The 17,302-nt window shown below is 62.1% G+C and carries 17 protein-coding genes; 6 read left to right on the forward strand and 11 right to left on the reverse strand.

Annotation, left to right across the window (positions count from 1 at the left end):
- Positions 1-54 precede the first annotated feature (54 nt).
- The gene (locus EOA78_RS18800) at positions 55-1,245 is read left to right on the forward strand and encodes an O-succinylhomoserine sulfhydrylase (protein ID WP_127316426.1); all 1,191 of its coding nucleotides are present in this window, start codon (positions 55-57) and stop codon (positions 1,243-1,245) included.
- Positions 1,246-1,290: 45 nt separating this feature from the next.
- Here EOA78_RS18800 and EOA78_RS18805 read toward each other — a convergent pair whose 3' ends face one another.
- The gene (locus EOA78_RS18805; RefSeq protein ID WP_127316427.1) at positions 1,291-2,445 is read right to left on the reverse strand and encodes a ceramide glucosyltransferase; all 1,155 of its coding nucleotides are present in this window, start codon (positions 2,443-2,445) and stop codon (positions 1,291-1,293) included.
- A gap of 224 nt (positions 2,446-2,669) precedes the next feature.
- On the opposite strand from EOA78_RS18805, the gene apaG reads away from it, so the two are divergent.
- Positions 2,670-3,062: a Co2+/Mg2+ efflux protein ApaG gene (gene apaG, locus EOA78_RS18810; protein ID WP_065005838.1), complete on the forward strand. Its 393-nt coding sequence runs from the start codon at positions 2,670-2,672 to the stop codon at positions 3,060-3,062.
- A 137-nt stretch (positions 3,063-3,199) separates the two neighbouring features.
- Here apaG and EOA78_RS18815 read toward each other — a convergent pair whose 3' ends face one another.
- The 3 genes from EOA78_RS18815 to EOA78_RS18825 all read right to left on the reverse strand — a co-directional run bounded on the left by EOA78_RS18815 (position 3,200) and on the right by EOA78_RS18825 (position 6,456).
- Entirely contained in the window at positions 3,200-4,234 is a 1,035-nt protein-coding gene (locus EOA78_RS18815; protein ID WP_127316428.1) for an Hsp33 family molecular chaperone, read from the reverse strand.
- Positions 4,235-4,327: 93 nt separating this feature from the next.
- Entirely contained in the window at positions 4,328-5,239 is a 912-nt protein-coding gene (gene argF / locus EOA78_RS18820; protein WP_127316429.1) for an ornithine carbamoyltransferase, read from the reverse strand.
- Between the two features lie 17 nt (positions 5,240-5,256).
- On the reverse strand, positions 5,257-6,456 hold the full coding sequence (locus tag EOA78_RS18825) for an aspartate aminotransferase family protein (RefSeq protein WP_127316430.1): 1,200 nt from the start codon (positions 6,454-6,456) through the stop codon (positions 5,257-5,259).
- A 355-nt stretch (positions 6,457-6,811) separates the two neighbouring features.
- Here EOA78_RS18825 and EOA78_RS18830 point away from each other — a divergent pair, with 355 nt between their 5' ends.
- The gene (locus tag EOA78_RS18830) at positions 6,812-7,330 is read left to right on the forward strand and encodes a GcrA family cell cycle regulator (RefSeq protein WP_127316431.1); all 519 of its coding nucleotides are present in this window, start codon (positions 6,812-6,814) and stop codon (positions 7,328-7,330) included.
- Positions 7,331-7,402: 72 nt separating this feature from the next.
- Here EOA78_RS18830 and EOA78_RS18835 read toward each other — a convergent pair whose 3' ends face one another.
- The 3 genes from EOA78_RS18835 to EOA78_RS18845 all read right to left on the reverse strand — a co-directional run bounded on the left by EOA78_RS18835 (position 7,403) and on the right by EOA78_RS18845 (position 10,603).
- Complete coding sequence (locus EOA78_RS18835) at positions 7,403-8,410, reverse strand: magnesium and cobalt transport protein CorA (RefSeq protein WP_127316432.1); 1,008 nt, start codon at positions 8,408-8,410, stop codon at positions 7,403-7,405.
- A 91-nt stretch (positions 8,411-8,501) separates the two neighbouring features.
- Positions 8,502-9,224, reverse strand: coding sequence for a phosphate signaling complex protein PhoU (gene phoU, locus EOA78_RS18840; protein WP_127316433.1), 723 nt, complete (start codon positions 9,222-9,224; stop codon positions 8,502-8,504).
- Positions 9,225-9,331: 107 nt separating this feature from the next.
- On the reverse strand, positions 9,332-10,603 hold the full coding sequence (locus EOA78_RS18845; protein WP_127316434.1) for an ATP-binding protein: 1,272 nt from the start codon (positions 10,601-10,603) through the stop codon (positions 9,332-9,334).
- A 234-nt stretch (positions 10,604-10,837) separates the two neighbouring features.
- On the opposite strand from EOA78_RS18845, the gene ppk2 reads away from it, so the two are divergent.
- The gene (ppk2, locus tag EOA78_RS18850) at positions 10,838-11,746 is read left to right on the forward strand and encodes a polyphosphate kinase 2 (RefSeq protein WP_127316435.1); all 909 of its coding nucleotides are present in this window, start codon (positions 10,838-10,840) and stop codon (positions 11,744-11,746) included.
- A 70-nt stretch (positions 11,747-11,816) separates the two neighbouring features.
- Here the strand turns inward: ppk2 and EOA78_RS18855 are convergent, their stop codons facing one another.
- The 3 genes from EOA78_RS18855 to EOA78_RS18865 form a co-directional block, all read right to left on the reverse strand.
- A complete protein-coding gene (locus EOA78_RS18855; RefSeq protein WP_082982086.1) occupies positions 11,817-12,563 on the reverse strand; it encodes an enoyl-CoA hydratase-related protein in 747 nt (248 codons plus the stop codon).
- 15 nt (positions 12,564-12,578) lie between these two features.
- Positions 12,579-13,217 carry an acyl-homoserine-lactone synthase gene (locus EOA78_RS18860; RefSeq protein WP_077377404.1) on the reverse strand — a complete coding sequence of 213 codons (639 nt, stop codon included), beginning with the start codon at positions 13,215-13,217 and terminating at the stop codon, positions 12,579-12,581.
- 97 nt (positions 13,218-13,314) lie between these two features.
- Complete coding sequence (locus tag EOA78_RS18865; protein WP_095517049.1) at positions 13,315-14,046, reverse strand: LuxR family transcriptional regulator; 732 nt, start codon at positions 14,044-14,046, stop codon at positions 13,315-13,317.
- A 289-nt stretch (positions 14,047-14,335) separates the two neighbouring features.
- On the opposite strand from EOA78_RS18865, the gene EOA78_RS18870 reads away from it, so the two are divergent.
- Positions 14,336-15,154 (forward strand): transporter substrate-binding domain-containing protein, encoded by an 819-nt coding sequence (locus EOA78_RS18870; protein WP_127316444.1) that lies wholly within the window; start codon positions 14,336-14,338, stop codon positions 15,152-15,154.
- Between the two features lie 15 nt (positions 15,155-15,169).
- On the opposite strand, the gene EOA78_RS18875 is transcribed toward EOA78_RS18870, so the two are convergent.
- On the reverse strand, positions 15,170-15,580 hold the full coding sequence (locus EOA78_RS18875; RefSeq protein ID WP_164783815.1) for a tellurite resistance TerB family protein: 411 nt from the start codon (positions 15,578-15,580) through the stop codon (positions 15,170-15,172).
- Positions 15,581-15,748: 168 nt separating this feature from the next.
- On the opposite strand from EOA78_RS18875, the gene EOA78_RS18880 reads away from it, so the two are divergent.
- The coding region (locus tag EOA78_RS18880) for a lysine--tRNA ligase (protein ID WP_245477589.1) at positions 15,749-17,302 on the forward strand (1,554 nt) is incomplete at its 3' end.

The following is a 17,302-nucleotide window of genomic DNA, read 5'->3' on the forward strand; positions in this document are numbered from 1 at the left end:
TTTCGCGGCCGGTTTTTTTGTATGTGGGCCATTTTTGGTGTTTGGAACAAGGTGATGACGAGCAACAAGCGCAACTGGAAGCCTCAGACCGCACTCGTGCATGCGGGAACGCTGCGTTCCGGCTTCGGCGAAACCTCCGAGGCGATGTATCTCACGCAAGGCTATGTCTACGACACGGCGCAGGCGGCGGAGGCCCGCTTCAAGGGCGAGGAACCGGGCTTCATCTATTCGCGCTATGCCAATCCGACGGTCGACATGTTCGAGAAGCGCATGTGTGCGCTGGAAGGTGCCGAAGATGCCCGCGCCACAGCATCCGGCATGGCGGCTGTTACAGCGGCGTTGCTGTGCAGCGCCAAGGCCGGCGACCATATCGTGGCGGCGCGCGCGCTGTTCGGCTCCTGCCGCTGGGTGGTCGAGACGCTGGCGCCGAAATACGGCATCGAGGCGACGCTGGTCGACGGCACCGAAATCGCGAATTGGGAAAAGGCGGTCAGGCCCAACACGAAGCTGTTCTTCCTTGAAAGCCCGACCAATCCGACGCTGGAAGTCGTCGACATCGCAGCCGTCGCCTCCCTTGCGAATTCCATCGGCGCGCGGCTGATCGTCGACAACGTCTTTGCCACGCCCTTGCAGCAGAAGCCGTTGCAACTCGGCGCTCATATCGTCGTCTATTCGGCGACCAAGCACATCGACGGCCAGGGGCGCTGCCTCGGCGGCATCATCCTGTCAGACAAGAAGTGGATCGACGAGAACCTGCACGACTACTTCCGCCACACCGGTCCCAGCCTGTCGCCCTTCAACGCCTGGACGCTGCTGAAGGGCCTGGAGACGCTGCCGCTGCGCGTGCGCCAGCAGACGGAAAGTGCCGGCCGGATCGCTGACTTCCTCGCCGAGCGATCGGAGATTGTCCGCGTCATCTACCCCGGCCGCGCCGACCATCCGCAGGCGGCGGTCGTCAAGAAGCAGATGTCGGACGGCTCGACGCTGATCTGCCTCGACGTCAAGGGCGGCAAGCAGGCGGCCTTCGCCTTCCAGAACGCGCTCGATATTGTGCTGATCTCCAACAATCTCGGTGACGCCAAGAGCCTGATCACCCATCCGGCGACGACGACACACAAGAATCTGAGCGATGAGGCGCGCGCCGAACTCGGCATCGGGCCAGGCACGCTCAGGCTGTCCGTCGGCCTGGAGGACACCGACGACCTGCTCGAAGACATCGAGCAGGCACTGAAAGCCGCCAGATAGGTATACGCACTGGGCGGCGTCGCTCGAATATAAAAGCGGGCGCTGTCAGGCGCCCGACGGGGTCTCTTCCAATTCCGCAACGGCGCTGGTGTGGATGGTCATCGTGTTGCCGCGCCAGTCGACGGCACCGCTGAGCCAGCCACGCGCCCAGACAATCGGCAGGATGCAATCGCGCACCATCATCGCCGGGATCATGCGCAGCGACAGGTGCCAGCCCTTGGCCGAGGCGAGAGCGCATTCCGGGAGATAGGCGACTACCAGCACAGCGATGGCGGTTGCCGACAGGCTGAAGCCGGCGCCTGCTGCCGCAACCAACGCAAGCACCAGCGGCGGGGCCGCTCCGATCAGGATCTCGGGCGCGAAGAACAGTGGGAAGGTGACGCGGCGCAGGCGTGCCCAGCGGGCCTGGCGCGACCAGGTTTCGCCAAGCCTGCGCAAACCGAGCGGCTGCTCGAAGGGCGAGCCGACGAGATTGACGCGCAGTCCGAGCCCGTTGACCAGCTTGGTCGCGGCGGCATCCTCGGCAATCTCGGCTGCAAGCGCACGGATGCCGCCACTGGCGTCGAGCATGGGCTTGTTCCACAACATGCTCTTGCCTTGGGCAAAACCGAGGCCGAGCGCCTCGCCGGTATATTGCCAGCGCGCCTGCAGCGTGTTGAGGAAGGCGCATTCGACCTCCGCCCAGAACCCGTCCGGCCGCGAGCCGATCGGCGTCGAGCAGACAAGACCGGTGTCCGGCCGCCATGCCGCCATCAGACGCTGGACATAGTCCCTCGGCATCAGGACGTTGGAATCGGCAAGGATGACCCAGCGGTGGCGCGCGGCCTCCCAGCCCTTCACGCAATTGTTGAGTTTCGGATTGCCGCTGATGCGGTCGTCGCCGACGAGCAGCCGGGCCGGCACGGCCGGAAAGCGGGCAATCGCATCGGTGATCGGCCCGACCACCGGGTCGTCGGCATGGGCGACGCAGAAGATGAGCTCATAGCGCGGCCAGTCGAGCGAGAAGGCGCGCTCGAGCGTTTCCTCGGCAAACGGCTCGACGCCGCGCGACGGCACGACGATCGACACCGGCGGCGCCTTGCCGGCTGCCGGCGCGATTCTGCCAGGCCGTTTCAGCTTCAACGAAGCGAGCAGGATGCTGGCGAGATTGACTAGAAGCAGAGCTGTGGAAAGCAAGGCGGCTGTGACTGTCAATTCCATCGATATCTGGTCACTCCAGAAAAAACCGGACGCATGGAGCCGTTTCAACAGTTCGACAGAATGCTGAGTCGCCGGCCCTGCACACCATCATTGTCATGTGTCACTTAAATGACATTGTTCTTCGGCACCTGCGCGCAAAGGAGTCGGGCAATGACGGGAAGCCTCCCCGTTGACCAAACTGCGGAGAGCGTCGAATGTTCCGTCTGCATATTGTGGAGTAGTCTATGTACAGCGCCGTTACGCGCAACATCGAAGTACAGGTCAGGCCGTTCTATCTGGAAGATCGCTCCGACCCGTCGGAGAACCGCTATGTCTGGGGCTACCAGGTGACCATCGACAACCAGTCGGATGAATTCGTACAACTCCTGTCACGCTATTGGCACATCACCGACGGCACCGGCCGGGTCGAGGAAGTGCGCGGCGCCGGCGTTGTCGGCGACCAGCCCGAACTCAACCCCGGCGACAGTTATCAGTATACGTCTGGCTGCCCGCTCTCGACGCCGTCCGGCATCATGGTCGGCCACTATACGATGCGCAACAAGCGAGGCGAGACGTTCGACGTCGCCATCCCCGCCTTTTCGCTCGACCTGCCGGGCACGCGGCGCACCGTCAACTGACCAGCTAGACCTGATCCATCCCGATAGAATCGGGATGGGCTCTAACCCTTAGACCAGGACCTTTTCCGAACCGAAGGTCAGCGAAGCAAAAAACGCTTCCACTTTTCGATGCGCGGACCTTCGGTCGGGATCATGGTCTACTGCGCCGCAGCAAACTCCGCCGGATCGAAGTCATATTGCTTCGAGCAGAATTCGCAGGCGACATGAATGCCGCCATCCTCGGTGCTGTCCCTGATCTCGTCGGCTGAGAAACCTTCGAGTATGCCGCGGATCTTCTCCTTGGAGCATGAGCACTCGTCGGCTACCGGTACGCCGCCGAAGACGCGGACGCCGTGCTCGTGGAACAGCCGGTAAAGCAACCGCTCGGCGCCGATCGTCGGGTCGATCAGTTCCGTCGGCTCGATGGTGCCAAGCAATGCCAGCAGTTCCTGCCAGGAATTGTCGGCCGGATCATGGATCTCATCGCGCGGATCGCCGTCGCCGCCCGGAAGGTCGGGCACGCGCATGCGTTCCGCCGATTGCGGCAGGAATTGCGCAAGGATACCACCGGCGCGCCATTGCTCGCGGGCACCGCCGACACCGGGCGTCAACAGCTTGGCCACCGAGAGTCTGAGGTCGGTCGGGATCTGTTCCGACTGGCGAAAATAGGTGCGCGCGGCCTCCGCCAGTGTCTCGCCGTCGAGCTGGACGATGCCCTGATAGCGCTGCGTGTGGGCGCCCTGGTCGATGGTCAGCGCCAGGACACCGCTGCCGAGCAGCGTCTGCTGCGAGGTCTCGCCGGCAGATGTCAGTGCCTCCAGCCGGTCGGCGTCGAAACGAGCATAAGCGCGCAGCGCCTGTGGCGTGGAAAAATCCGCGACCAGCATGTCGACCGGCCCGTCGGTGCGGGTCTGCAGGATGAACTTACCCTCGAACTTGAGCGAGGTGCCAAGCAGGACCGTCAGCACACAGGCCTCCGCCAGAAGACGGGCGACCGGTTCGGGATAGTCGTGACGGCCGAGGATCGCATCGAGCATCGGCCCGAGCTGAACGGTGCGGCCGCGCACGTCGAGCGGGCCGACCTCGAAGGGCACGACATGATCGTCGCCGGCGTAGCCGAATTCGCCGAGTTTGGGTTGATGTTCAGCCAACTGATGAGTTTCCAACATGACAAAGCTCCGGGGCGCGGCCATGCCGCCCTCCGGGGCGCATGCGTCGAAACGCGCTCGATTTGCGTGATGCGGCTGAGATAGGCATCACGTACTCCCGGATCAAGGCGGTCCGGATCAAGCGCCCAGACACCAGGCCAAAACCGCCTTCTGGGCGTGGAGCCGGTTCTCGGCCTCGTCGAACACCACCGAATGTGGCCCGTCGATGACCTCGTCGGTGACCTCCTCACCGCGATGCGCCGGCAGGCAGTGCATGAATAACGCGTCGGCTTTTGCCTTCGCCATCAGCGCCGCATTGACCTGGTAGGGTGAGAAGACATTGTGGCCGCGAGCACGGTGCTCCTGGCCCATCGACACCCAGCAGTCGGTGACGACGCAGTCGGCCTGGTGGACCGCCTCCTCAGGCGAGCGGGTGAAATTCAACTTGCCGCCATGGGCCGTCGACCAATCGACATGCTTCTGCGCCGGCTCGCTGCCTTCCGGCACGGCAACGTTGAGGTTGAAGCGGAACCGCGCCGAGGCCTCCAGCAGCGAATGCAGCACGTTGTTGCCGTCGCCGGTCCAGGCGATGGTCTTGCCGGCAACCGGACCGCGATGCTCCTCGAAGGTCATGATGTCGGCCATCAGTTGGCACGGATGGGTATCGTCGGTCAGCCCGTTGATGACGGGAACGGTGGCGTTCTCGGTCAGCTCCAGCAGCCGGTCATGCGATGTGGTTCGGATCATGATCGCATCGACATAGCGCGACAGCACCTTGGCCGTGTCGGCGATGGTTTCGGAGCGGCCGAGCTGCATCTCGGTGCCGGTCAGCATGATGGTCTCGCCGCCGAGTTGGCGCATGCCGACGTCGAAGGATACGCGCGTGCGCGTCGACGGCTTGTCGAAGATCATCGCCAGCACCTTGCCTTCGAGCGGTTTTGTCCGCTCGCCAGCCTTGAGCCTTGCCTTTCGCACGACGGCATCGTCCAGCATGAAGCGCAGATCGCCCTCGGAAACGGCGGAAAGATCGGTGAAATGGCGAAGGCTCATTTGGGGTCTTTCGACTGTTACTTCGCGGCAGCCGCGGCTATGGCATCGGCCAAGCCCCTGGCGCCGGCGCGGATGCGGTCGAGCGCTTCATGGATCTCGGCGTCGGTGACGGTAAGCGGCGGCAGCAGGCGAAGGACGTTGTCACCAGCCGGAACCGCCAGCAGATGCTGGTCGCGCAACGCCATATTTACCTTGGTGTTGGGTGCGGCGCATTTCAGGCCGAGCATCAGGCCGGTGCCCCTGATGTCTTCGATGATATCAGGAAATTCGTCGGCGACACCCGCCAGCCCCTGCTTCAGCAGCAACGCCTTGCGCTGGACATCCTCCAGGAAGCCGTCCTCCAGCACCACGTCGAGCACGGCGTTGCCGACCGCCATCGCCAGCGGATTGCCGCCGAAAGTGGTGCCGTGCACGCCGGCAGTCATGCCGACGGCCGCCTCGTCGGTGGCGAGGCAGGCGCCCACCGGGAAGCCGCCGCCGATGCCCTTGGCAACCGCCATGATGTCGGGCGTGACGCCAGCCCATTCATGCGCGAACAATTTTCCGGTGCGGCCGATGCCGCACTGGACCTCGTCGAAGATCAGGAGCAGGCCATGCTGTTCGCAGAGCTGCCTCAGCCGCTTCAGCGACTGCGTCGGCACCGGGCGGATGCCACCCTCGCCCTGCACCGGCTCGATCAGTATCGCGGCGGTCTCGGGGGTGATCGCCTTTTCGGCGGCGTCGATGTCGCCGAAGCCGACCTGGTCGAAACCTTCGACCTTGGGTCCGAAGCCTTCCAGGTATTTATACTGGCCGCCGGCGGCGATGGTCGCCAGCGTGCGGCCATGAAAGGCGCCTTCGAAGGTGATTATGCGAAAGCGCTCGGGATGGCCCTTGACGAAGTGGTAGCGCCGCGCCGTCTTGATGGCGCATTCCAGCGCCTCGGCGCCGGAATTGGTGAAGAACACCTTGTCGGCGAAGGTGGCGTCGGCCAGCCGCTCGCCCAGGCGGCTCTGCCCCGGAATCTCGTAGAGGTTGGAGACATGCCAGAGCTTGGCCGCCTGCTCGGTGAGTGCCGAGACCAGATGCGGATGGCTGTGGCCCAGCGAATTCACGGCGACGCCGCCGCCAAAATCGAGATATCGCTCGCCCTTGTCGGTGACCAGCCAAGTGCCTTCCCCATGGTCGAAGGCCAAGGGTGCGCGGGTGAAGGTCTCGAAAAGCGCCGAACCGCTCATTATATGCGTCTCCGGAACCGGAAAATCAAAAAGCCGCCAAAGCGGCGGCCTTTGGGGGCTTATCGTGTTTTTCGGCCATGAAGTCAACGAAAACGTCGCGCAAGGACGCGCGGCAAGCTCTCCAGCGAGACGCCGGCTCATCAGCGACCGGGCAAGTTGGGGAAAACCGAAAAAACCGATTCGTGTTGGCCCTCGGACTCTTGTCACCGAGTCAGCGCATAAGGTAATTGTAGTCGAGAAATAACTAGATTTCGTGCGGCGGACCTAATCACCCGATATATGTGGTGTCTGCCCGGCGGAAGCCGGATCGTGGAAGGATTCCGATCGCCGCACATTTCAGCAGGAGCGCGGTCTCATGAATTGGACTGACGAGCGGGTCGAACTTCTTAGAAAATTGTGGTCGGAGGGACTGAGCGCCAGCCAGATCGCCGCACAGCTTGGGGGTGTCAGCCGCAATGCGGTCATCGGCAAGGTGCATCGGTTGAAACTGTCGGGCCGCGGACGCTCGACCGCCACGCCGGCACGCCAGAAGAAGAGCGTACAGGGATCGAGCGTCCAGAAATCGGTGTCGCGGGCGGCAACCACTGCGCGGCATATCACCACGTCGATCGGCGCGACCGCGCTGCAGGCGCAATTCGACGCTGTACCGGTGGCGCGTCATTACGTCCGTCCGGTCGAGAACGTCGTCGTGCCGATCTCGCGGCATCTGCAACTCGTCGAGTTGACCGAGCGGACATGCAAATGGCCGAATGGCGATCCGCTTTCGGAAGAGTTCCATTTCTGCGGCAACGACGCGGCCGAAACCGGACCCTATTGCAAGTACCACGCCCGCATTGCGTTCCAGCCTGCTTCGGAGCGGCGGCGCAGCCGGTAGGGAATAGGGCAGTACAGAGTGAAGTGCAGAGAACCGCGCTCGTGAAGCGCTATCTCGCTCTACTGCCTCTCTTCACAGCCAGCCGCTCTTGCGGAAGCGCCAGTAGAGAAACGTGCAGACCAAAATAATCGCCGCCAGCACGATCGGATAGCCGTATTCCATCCTCAGTTCCGGCATGTCGTTGAAATTCATACCGTAGATGCCGGCGAGCGCCGTCGGCACCGCCAAGATGGCAGCCCATGAGGCAAGCTTCTTGGTGATCGCCGTTTCCTGGCTCTGGCCAACCAGAAGGCTCGCCTCGAAGGCAAAGGCGAGAACCTCCCGCAAGCTGTCGATCTTCTCCTGGACGGTGCGGATGTGGTCGGTGACGTCGCGGAACAGCGGATGCATGGCCTCATGGATCTGCGGCAGGTCGGCGCTTGTCAGCCGGCGGCAGACTTCCACCAGCGGCAGTGCTGCATTGCGCAGGCGCAACAGGTCGCGGCGCAGCATGTAAAGCCGTTCTATATCGGAGCCGGTCATTGGCTTTAGCAGAACCTTGTCCTCGATAGCCTCGACCTCATCCTCGATCTGCTCGAGCACCGGCATGTAATTGTCGACGATGAAATCGAGGATGGCATAGAGGACGAAATCCTCTCCCTTGGCCAGCGAATGCGGGCAGCTTTCCCAGTGCTGGCGAACGGCGGCATAAGAAGTCGATGGACCGTGCCTGACGCTGACGATGTAGCCGGCGCCGACGAACAGATGGGTCTCGCCGAAGGTGACGCGGCCGTCGATCAGCTGGGCCGTACGGGCAACGATGAACAAGGCATCGCCATATTGCTCGATCTTGGGCCGCTGGTGCGGATGCTCGGCGTCCTCGATCGCCAGATCGTGCAGATGGAATTGCGCCTGGACGCGAAGCAACAGGTTGCGGTCCGGCTCCAGCAGGCCGATCCAGACGACATGGCCTGGCTTCCTAGCCCATTCGCCAGCTTCCTCGATGGGAATGTCGGCAATACGCCGGCCGGCGGTATAGACGCTGGAAGCGATGATGGCCGATGTCGGCGGGGCCGGCGTCAGGTTCCGAACGGTTTCTATCGCTACCTCCTGGAGACATGGCCTCGGGTCAGGATCAGGAACGTTCGGTAAAGCTTAGCCTAAATCAGCAATGGGTTCGAGAGGTGGCCGCTCACTTCGCCGGTGGCGTACCAAGAACAATCTTGTCTGTCTTGTCGCCCTTCGGCCGCTCGGCCGGCATCTGGTCGCCGGTGACGATGTAGTAGATCGTCTCGGCGATATTGGTGGCGTGATCGCCGATCCGCTCGATGTTCTTGGCGCAAAACAGCAGGTGCGTGCAAGGCGTGATGTTGCGCGGATCTTCCATCATGTAGGTCAGCAACTCGCGAAACAGCGAGGTGTACACGGCATCGATCTGATCATCGCGATCACGCACGAAGCCGATTTTTTCCACCGACCGCGACGCGTAGAGGTCGAGCACTTCCTTGAGCTGCGTCAACGCCAGGTCGGCCAAGGCCTCGATGCCGCGGAACAGGCTGGTCGGCTGGCGTCCTTCTATGACGGCAACCACGCGCTTGGCAACGTTCTTGCCGAGGTCGCCAACCCGTTCGAGGTCCGCCGAGATGCGGATCGCGCCGACGATCTCGCGCAAATCGGTCGCCATTGGCTGGCGCTTGGCGATGATGACGATCGCCTTGTCGTCGATGTCGCGCTGACCTTCGTCCAGAACGAGATCGTCACGGATGACCTTCTGGGCAAGGCCGGGGTCGGCGTTGACCAGGGCCGCTATCGCCTGTTCGACCATGCGTTCGGCATGCCCGCCCATCGCGGCGATGCGCTTCGACAGATATTTCAGCTCCTCGTCATAGGCGCTGACGATGTGCACGGACTGCATGGAAATGCCTTCCCGGGATCTGTGGCCGAGTCGTTCCTCGAATCCTCCGCTGATACGCTAGCCGGATGACAGAAAAAAGAAACGGCTTGTTAGCAGATAGTGCGGCGTCAGTGCGCCGGCAAATGAACCGAGAAGGCTGCGCCTTTGCCGACCTCCGACTTGATCGAGAGCCTGGCGTTGTGGCGCGTCAGGATATGCTTGACGATGGACAGGCCAAGGCCGGTGCCTTTCTGGGTCCGGCTGTTTTCGACATCAATGCGGTAGAAGCGTTCGGTGATGCGCGGGATGTGCTCCTCGGGAATGCCGGGACCGAAGTCCCGGATGGTGACGTCGATGCCCGGTTCTGGACCCTCATTGCTGTGAGCAATCGTCACCACGACACGTCCACCCGACTGTCCGTATTTGCAGGCGTTTTCGAGCAAGTTTTCGAAAACCTGGAAAAGTTCATCGCGATCCCCGGGCACATCAAGCGGCCCTTCTGCGAAATCCCGCTCGATGACAACGCCGTTTTCCCTGGCAAGCGGCCCAAGCGAATCGATGACGCTGTCGAGGGTCTGGCGGAGATCGACCTCGGTCCCCGGCTTCAGATAGGGTTTCATCTCCAGCCGCGACAGCGACAGCAGGTCGTCGATCAGGCGCGCCATGCGGCCGGTCTGGTTCTGCATGATCTGCAGGAACTGCTCGCGCGCCGCCGAGTCGTTGCGGGCCGGGCCGCGCAGCGTCTCGATGAAGCCGGAGATCGAGGCGAGCGGGGTGCGCAGTTCGTGGCTGGCATTGGCGATGAAGTCGGCGCGCATCCGGTCGATCCGGCGCGCCTCGCTCTGGTCCTTGAAGACCAGCACATAGAGGTCGGTGCCGTGGCCGACCGACGACGCACTCACCCGATAGGCCCGTTCGACCGGCAGCTTTTCGGTATAGTCAACGACATCCGAAGCGGCGGCGCCCGATAAAATACTGTCCAGCAAAGCCTGCATCTCGGGCGCCCGGAATTTCAGCGACAGCGACATGCCCGGTGCGATGCCGCCGAAGGCGGCGAAGGCGGCGGCGTTGGCATGGACGATCGTGGCGGTGCGATCGAAGATGATCAGCGGATCGGCAACGGCGGCCGCCAGATATTCTCCCGACAGCTGTTGTAGCCCGCCCGCCTCGATCGCCGCGGCATCCTCCGCGGACTGGCGCGCAACGCTGGCCGGCAGCATCGCGGCGGCAAGCAGCAGTACGGCACATGCCAGCAGCACCACATAGCCGGACGTGTCTGCGAAACCATAGACGGTCAGGACCGCGACAATGCCGGCGGCCAGCAGCCAGCGGCTGTTCCACAACCGGGTAGTGACCAGTTGCGCCGTGCTTCGCTGTTCTGCGCCGCCCATGTCAGCCATTGTCAGCCATTGTCAGCCATTCGCACGCACTGTGCCTCCGCCCCCACCCGGCCGGTCGGGTGGAACTTCCCGCTGGACCGGCGCTAGAGCGCCGTGCGTCCAATTGGACGCACAAAGGACGCTCTACCACTCTCAATCTGCCGCATCGTTCTTTCCGAAATCGATTCCGATTTTCGGGCCGATGCAGTAAGGCTCCCAATAGCATGAGTCCGGAAACTGGAAAGGTTCGTCTCGATGAAAAACTCCAAGGAAGATGCCGCGGCGCCCGTTCCAGGTCCGCTGAAGATCCGCATCGACGGCAAGGCGCTCGAGTTCGACATCGAGGATCCCAAGCTTCCGGACTGGGTCGAACACAACAAGCTGACCGCCGGCGGCTACCCCTACGACAAGAAAATGAAAAGCGACGAGTATGACGAGACGCTCGAGCGGCTGCAGATCGAGCTGGTCAAGGCACAGGCATGGCTGCAATCGACGGGCAGGCGCGTGATGTCGCTGTTCGAAGGACGCGATGCCGCAGGCAAGGGCGGCACGATCTTCGCGCTGCGCCAGTACATGAATCCCAGAACAGCGCGCAACGTTGCGCTGACCAAGCCGACCCCGACCGAACTCGGGCAATGGTATTACCAGCGCTATGTCGCGCACTTTCCGACATCCGGCGAGTTCGTCACCTTCGACCGCTCCTGGTATAATCGCGCCGGCGTCGAGCCGGTCATGGGCTTCTGCACGCCGGAGCAGCATGAGAAATTCCTGGACGAGACGCCGTATTTTGAACGGATGATCTGTAACGAGGGCATCCATTTCTTCAAATTCTGGTTGAACATCGGTCGGGAAACACAGCTTGAGCGGTTTCACGATCGCCGCTGGAGTCCTTTGAAGAGCTGGAAATTCTCGCCGATCGACATTGCCGGCATCACCAAATGGGACGACTACACCAAAGCGCGCGACCTCATGTTCGAACGCACGCACGAGGAATTCGCGCCTTGGATCATCGTGCGGGCCAATGACAAGCGGCGCGCGCGACTTGCCATCATCCGACGCATCCTGTTGTCGCTTCCCTATGACGGCCGCGATCTCGACGCCATCGGCAAGGAAGACAAGAAAATCATCGGGGAAGGGCCTTCGTTCCTGGGACCACAGGCCTGAAGCACTGCCGCGCGCCCCAACGACGCGCGGCACGATTCCGGATATTCCTGTCATTCTGCCGAATGACTTCTCATGCCGCCAGCCGGGCAATCCGCTGCAGCCGCTTCAGCGTGGTATCGTCCTGCAAAGCCTGCTGAAACAGCGAAATCTCCTGGTCAATGCGATCGCAGAGCGCGCCTGTGTCGCCCTTGAGCAGGTCGCGCGTCTGCAGCAGGGCGGCGACCGGCTTCTTGGCGAGTTGCCTGGCTCTGCCAAGTGCGGCTTCCTCGACATCGCCCACCACGATCTCCGTGACCAGGCCAAGCATCCTGGCGTCCTCGGCACTGAGCGTGTCGCCCAGGCAGAAGAAGCGGAAAGCGCCGGCATAACCGAGTTTCTGCGGCGCCAGGATACTGGTCGCCGCGTCCGGCACGAGGCCGAAATCGACGAACGGCACCCGGAACGTGCTTTCATCAGATGCGATCACCATGTCGCAATGGAACAGGATGGTGCAGCCGACGCCGACGGCGTCGCCGTCGACACAGGCAAGGACCGGTTTGGGGAACGTCGCCAAGGTGCGGAACATGTCGGTGACGGCGGCGATCAATCGTTGATGCTTGGTGGCGTCGAGGAATTCTGAAAAATCGCCGCCGAGGCAGAAGCAGCCGGCGAGGCCGCGCAGCACCACGACGCGCACATCATCGTCGATTGCGGCTTCGTGGAAGATCTTGGCCAGGCTTTCATAGGCTCGCCCGTCCAGCACCGGCCGGCCGTCATCCGACGATACCGTGACGATCAGCGTATGATTGCGGAACTCTGTTTGCGGATGGATGTTCATGGCTGTCTCCAATTCTCACGAGGCCTGCCTCATTCCGAGCCTGTCGGGATAACCCCTGGCCAGCACTGGCGCGAAATGACTGCGACGCGAGCGCACCACCTCAAGCGTATGCTCGTTGAAGGTGAGCAGCGTCGCGACGACCTGCTGGTTGCCATAGGTGCGCTGGTAGCCAAGCGGCTTCGCCAGGAAGTGCAACTGCAGCGCCCGCAGAACCCACATCGGCTCGAACTCGATGATCACCTGGTTGACGTTCCGCTTCAGCCCCCACTCGACGAAGCCGGCAATGAGCTCGGTGCCGACCGTCGAGACGCCGCGCTTGCCGTCACGAAAGCCCGGCGCCACCGCATAGCGGGTCAGTTCCCACACGTTCGGCCCGGATGGCGGCGTCCCTTCATAGAGGTCCGCCAGCACCTCGGTCAGAAGATGCGCCCGCGTTGTCGGCAACATCCGCTGATAACCGGCGAGTTCGCCATTGCGGATGACGAGCTGATGCACCGCCTCATCATGGTCGAACTGATCGATCTCAAGGCCATCGGGGCGCTGCAGATCTGTCCACCCCATCTCCTCGACGAAAATCTTGTAGCGTAAACGATGAACGGCCTCCCAAAGGTCGGGACGTTCCATAAGTTCCTGTGTGGTAAGGGAAAAAAGCATCTGCCGTCTCCTAGGTTCAATAGGAAGATACGGCCGGGCTGTCCCGAGAAAATTACGCGATCACGTATGCAAGAATTTCTAGGCCGGCACGGCCGAGCTAGCTAATATAGCCGCGCCTTATCGCTTCCGCGACCGCCTGTACCCGGTTGACAGCACCGAGTTTGCTTTTGGCGTTAAGAAGGTGTTTCTCTGACGTATGTTCCGAAATGCCGAGAATCTGTGAGATCTCCCATTCGGACTTGCCGACGGCGGCCCATTGCATGCATTCGCGCTCACGCGGCGTCAGTTCGACGTGGTCGATGGTCTTGGCCGCCATCGTGTGGATCTGCATGGCGCGGCCAATCGCATAGGTCGCCACCAGCGACACCAGCCCAAACTCGGCGCCCGACAATTCGACGGCCTCGCCGCCCAGCGACACCATGACGATCTGGCCATCGAGCGTGATCAGCGGGAAGGCCAATCCGTCGCGCAGCTTGAATTCGCCGGCGTCCCCCATCACTTCGCCGCTGCTCTTGTCGATGCGGATGCCCTGAGACGCCTCCCGCCACTGGAACGGCGCCTGAAGCTGCTTCATGTGGCTGACGACGGGGTCGTGGTCGACATAGTTGCGCGCCACATAGCGCTCCAGCCATTCTCCCGGCCACTCGCAAAGCAGCACATGGTCCTTTTGCTGGCCTCTTGGCGTGCCCGGTTGCGGAACCGTCCCGGCCATAAGTGCCGTCAGACCGAACTCCGAGGTTATGCCAAGCAGTTTTTCGCAGACCGCAGCCGCCGTATTGGCGTGCTGCAGCTGATCTATGAATTCCAGTGTGCGATCGAAGTGGCCCATTGCAACATCTACCCCATGTTGCCTTCCGCGTTGAGATCAACGGTCTAGTGCTTGACCCGCACTTTGCCATCGACCCCGGATTACAAACCTGCTCCTCTCTGTTTGCAGCGCCTTGCGGCTACCCTCCAGCCGACGCCCCACATGTTTGCAAGCTCGCTGAAGCATAACCCTAAATCGGCGTGATGAAATCAAAAACCGTTGTGCCTGTGGCATTTTCGTACCAAAAGCCACATTGGACAGGACAGGGCGGAGCTCGATCGTGGCAATTCGGTGGACAACCATCGTCTTGATGCTGGCAATGACGGGACCACAGTGGCTCGCGGGAGCGCGAGCCGCGGAGCCGCAAGTGCCGGTGCTGTGGGATGCCAAGGAGCGGCTGCCGAAGCCTGACCTTTCCGCGCTGCCGCGTCTAAGATTCCTGACCACCACCGATTTCCCGCCGTTCAACTTCCTCGACGGAGCGGGTCGCTTGTCCGGCTTCCACGTCGATCTGGCGCGCGCCATCTGCGCCGAACTCGGCATCGCGGAAAAATGCCAGATCCAGGCGCTGCCTTGGGCCGAGCTCGAAGGAGCGCTGCAGAAGGGTGAAGGTGAAGCGATCATTGCCGGCATCGCCGCCACACCGGAGTCGCGGTCGAAATATGCCTTCTCACGTTGCTACCTGCAGTTTCCGGCGCGCTTCATCATGCCGAAGACAAAGGCGCTCACGGAACCGATCTTCGACAGACTGCGCGGCAAGCGCGTCGGCGTGGTCGCCGGGTCCGCGCATGAGCGGATGCTGCGCGATTATTTCGGCACCGTTCAGGTCGTCCCCTTCGACCGGCCGGAAGAGCTCTACGATGACCTCAAGGCTGGCAAGGTCGACGCCGCCTTCGGCGACGGCATGCGCTTCGCCTTCTGGCTGGGGGGGTCGGATGCGGCAGCATGCTGCCGCTTTGCCGGCGGCCCGTATCTGGCGCCCGAATATCTGGGCTCGGGCATGGTCATCGCCACCAGGGCCAACGATCCGGCGCTGGCCGCTGCGTTCGACTACGCGCTGCAGGAGATTTCGGTGAAAGGCACCTTCGCCGAATTCTACCTGCGCTATTTTCCGGTCAGCTTCTTCTGATCCCTCAGGGCTGGATCAGTTCAGCGTACGCAGGCGGGCCTTGGCGGCACGGGCGATGGCGGCGACGGTGAGCGTGTCGAGATCGAGCTGGCGACGGATAAGCTGCAGCACCCTCACCTCCTCCAAACGCATTTCGAGGTCGACGGCCGCAACCTCGAAAGCTGCGGCATAGGCGGTATCAAGCAGGCGTTCGGGCAGTGCTTCAGCGACGCGGGCCAAAACGCCTTCCAGCCCGTCCTTTTCGTGCAGCATTTTTTGGCAGTCCTGGGCGACGCCGACCAGCCGGTCGTGGCCGAAATCCTCGAACACCGGCCATGAGCGGACGACGTCGCCGATCCGCGCCAGTTCGACATCGGTCATGTCGCGATCGGACGCGGAGGTGATGACCATCAGATAGATCAGGGCTTCATGCGGCGGCAACGACATTTAAAAAACTCCTCAAACGGGCTCCGAAGTTAGGAACGCGGCACCGACGCCGCAAGGAAAAAGAGCCGCGATCGTTGACGCCCACGGCAGGCACGCCTAGAGACCGGTTGAAAACCTCTTCCGGCCCCTTTTTCGGCGATGCCGGCGAACGATTTGGAAAACATTGACATGGCGGGATCAAACATCGTCGATCTCAATCCCGAGGTGCTTGCGGCAGCGGCTGAAAGCAAGGCGTGGCCGTTCGAAGAAGCCAGGAAGATCGTCGAGCGCTACAAAGACACTGATTTTCCCGAAACCGTTCTGTTTGAGACGGGCTACGGTCCGTCGGGGCTGCCGCACATCGGTACTTTCGGCGAGGTCGCACGCACCTCGATGGTGCGCCATGCCTTCCGCGTCCTCACCCGGGACGCGGTCAAGACCAAAATATTGTGCTTTTCCGACGACATGGACGGCATGCGGAAGATTCCGGACAACGTCCCCGATCGCGCCGCACTCGAGCCGCACCTGCACAAGCCGCTCTCGTCCGTCCCCAACCCTTTCGGCGGCGACTATGCGAGCTTCGCAGACCACAACAACGCAATGCTTTGCCGTTTCCTGGACACGTTCGGCTTCGACTACGAGTTCGCCAGCGCGACGGAATACTACAAGGCTGGCCGTTTCGACGACGTTCTGCTGCGCGCTGCCGAACGTTTCGATAAGATTATGGACGTGATGCTGCCGACGCTCGGAGTGGAGCGTCAGGCGACCTACAGTCCGTTCTTGCCGATTTCCCCCAAAAGTGGCCGCGTGCTTTACGTCCCCATGAAGCGTATCGACGCCAAGGCCGGCACTATCACCTTCGATGATGACGGCACCGAAACCACGCTGCCCATAACCGGCGGCAGGGTGAAGCTGCAATGGAAGCCGGATTTCGGCATGCGCTGGGCGGCGCTCGGCGTCGATTTCGAAATGTTCGGCAAAGACCACCAGACGAATGCGGTGATCTACGACCGTATCTGCAATATCCTGGGCGGGCGCGCGCCGGAGCATTTCGTCTACGAGCTGTTCCTCGACGAGAATGGCCAGAAGATTTCGAAGTCGAAGGGCAACGGACTGACCATAGACGAGTGGCTGACCTACGCGCCGACCGAAAGCCTCGAACTCTACATGTACCAGCGGCCGCGGCAGGCAAAGAAGCTCTATTTCGACGTCATTCCGAAGGCGGTGGACGAGTATTACGCCTTTTTGTCCGCCTATCGCCGGCAGGAGTGGAAGGAGCGGCTGGGAAATCCCGTCTGGCACATGCATGACGGTAACCCGCCTGTCGTCGACCTGCCGGTGTCGTTCGCGCTGCTGCTCAATCTGGTCAGCGCCTCGAACGCCCAGAACAAGGACGTGCTGTGGGGGTTCATATCGCGCCACACATCGGGCGTGACGCCGAGGACCCATCCCGAGCTCGACCGGCTGGCCGAATATGCGATCCGCTATTTCGACGATTTCGTGAAGCCGGCCAAGGTGTACCGGGCCGCCGACGCGGTCGAGCGCGAGGCGCTGACGAAACTGTCCGAGGCGTTCGCCGCGTTGCCGCCAGATGCCAATGGCGAGGTGATCCAGAATGCAGCCCTAAACGTCGCGCGCAAGATTAAACGCTATCAGGACCATTCGAAGCAGAGCCCGGAGGGCGGGCCGGGCGTCTCTGTCGCCTTTTTCCAGATGATCTACCAGGTGCTGATCGGACAGGAG

Origin of the sequence: Mesorhizobium sp. M5C.F.Cr.IN.023.01.1.1 (genome assembly GCF_003997585.1) — a bacterium.
Lineage (GTDB): Bacteria > Pseudomonadota > Alphaproteobacteria > Rhizobiales > Rhizobiaceae > Mesorhizobium > Mesorhizobium wenxiniae.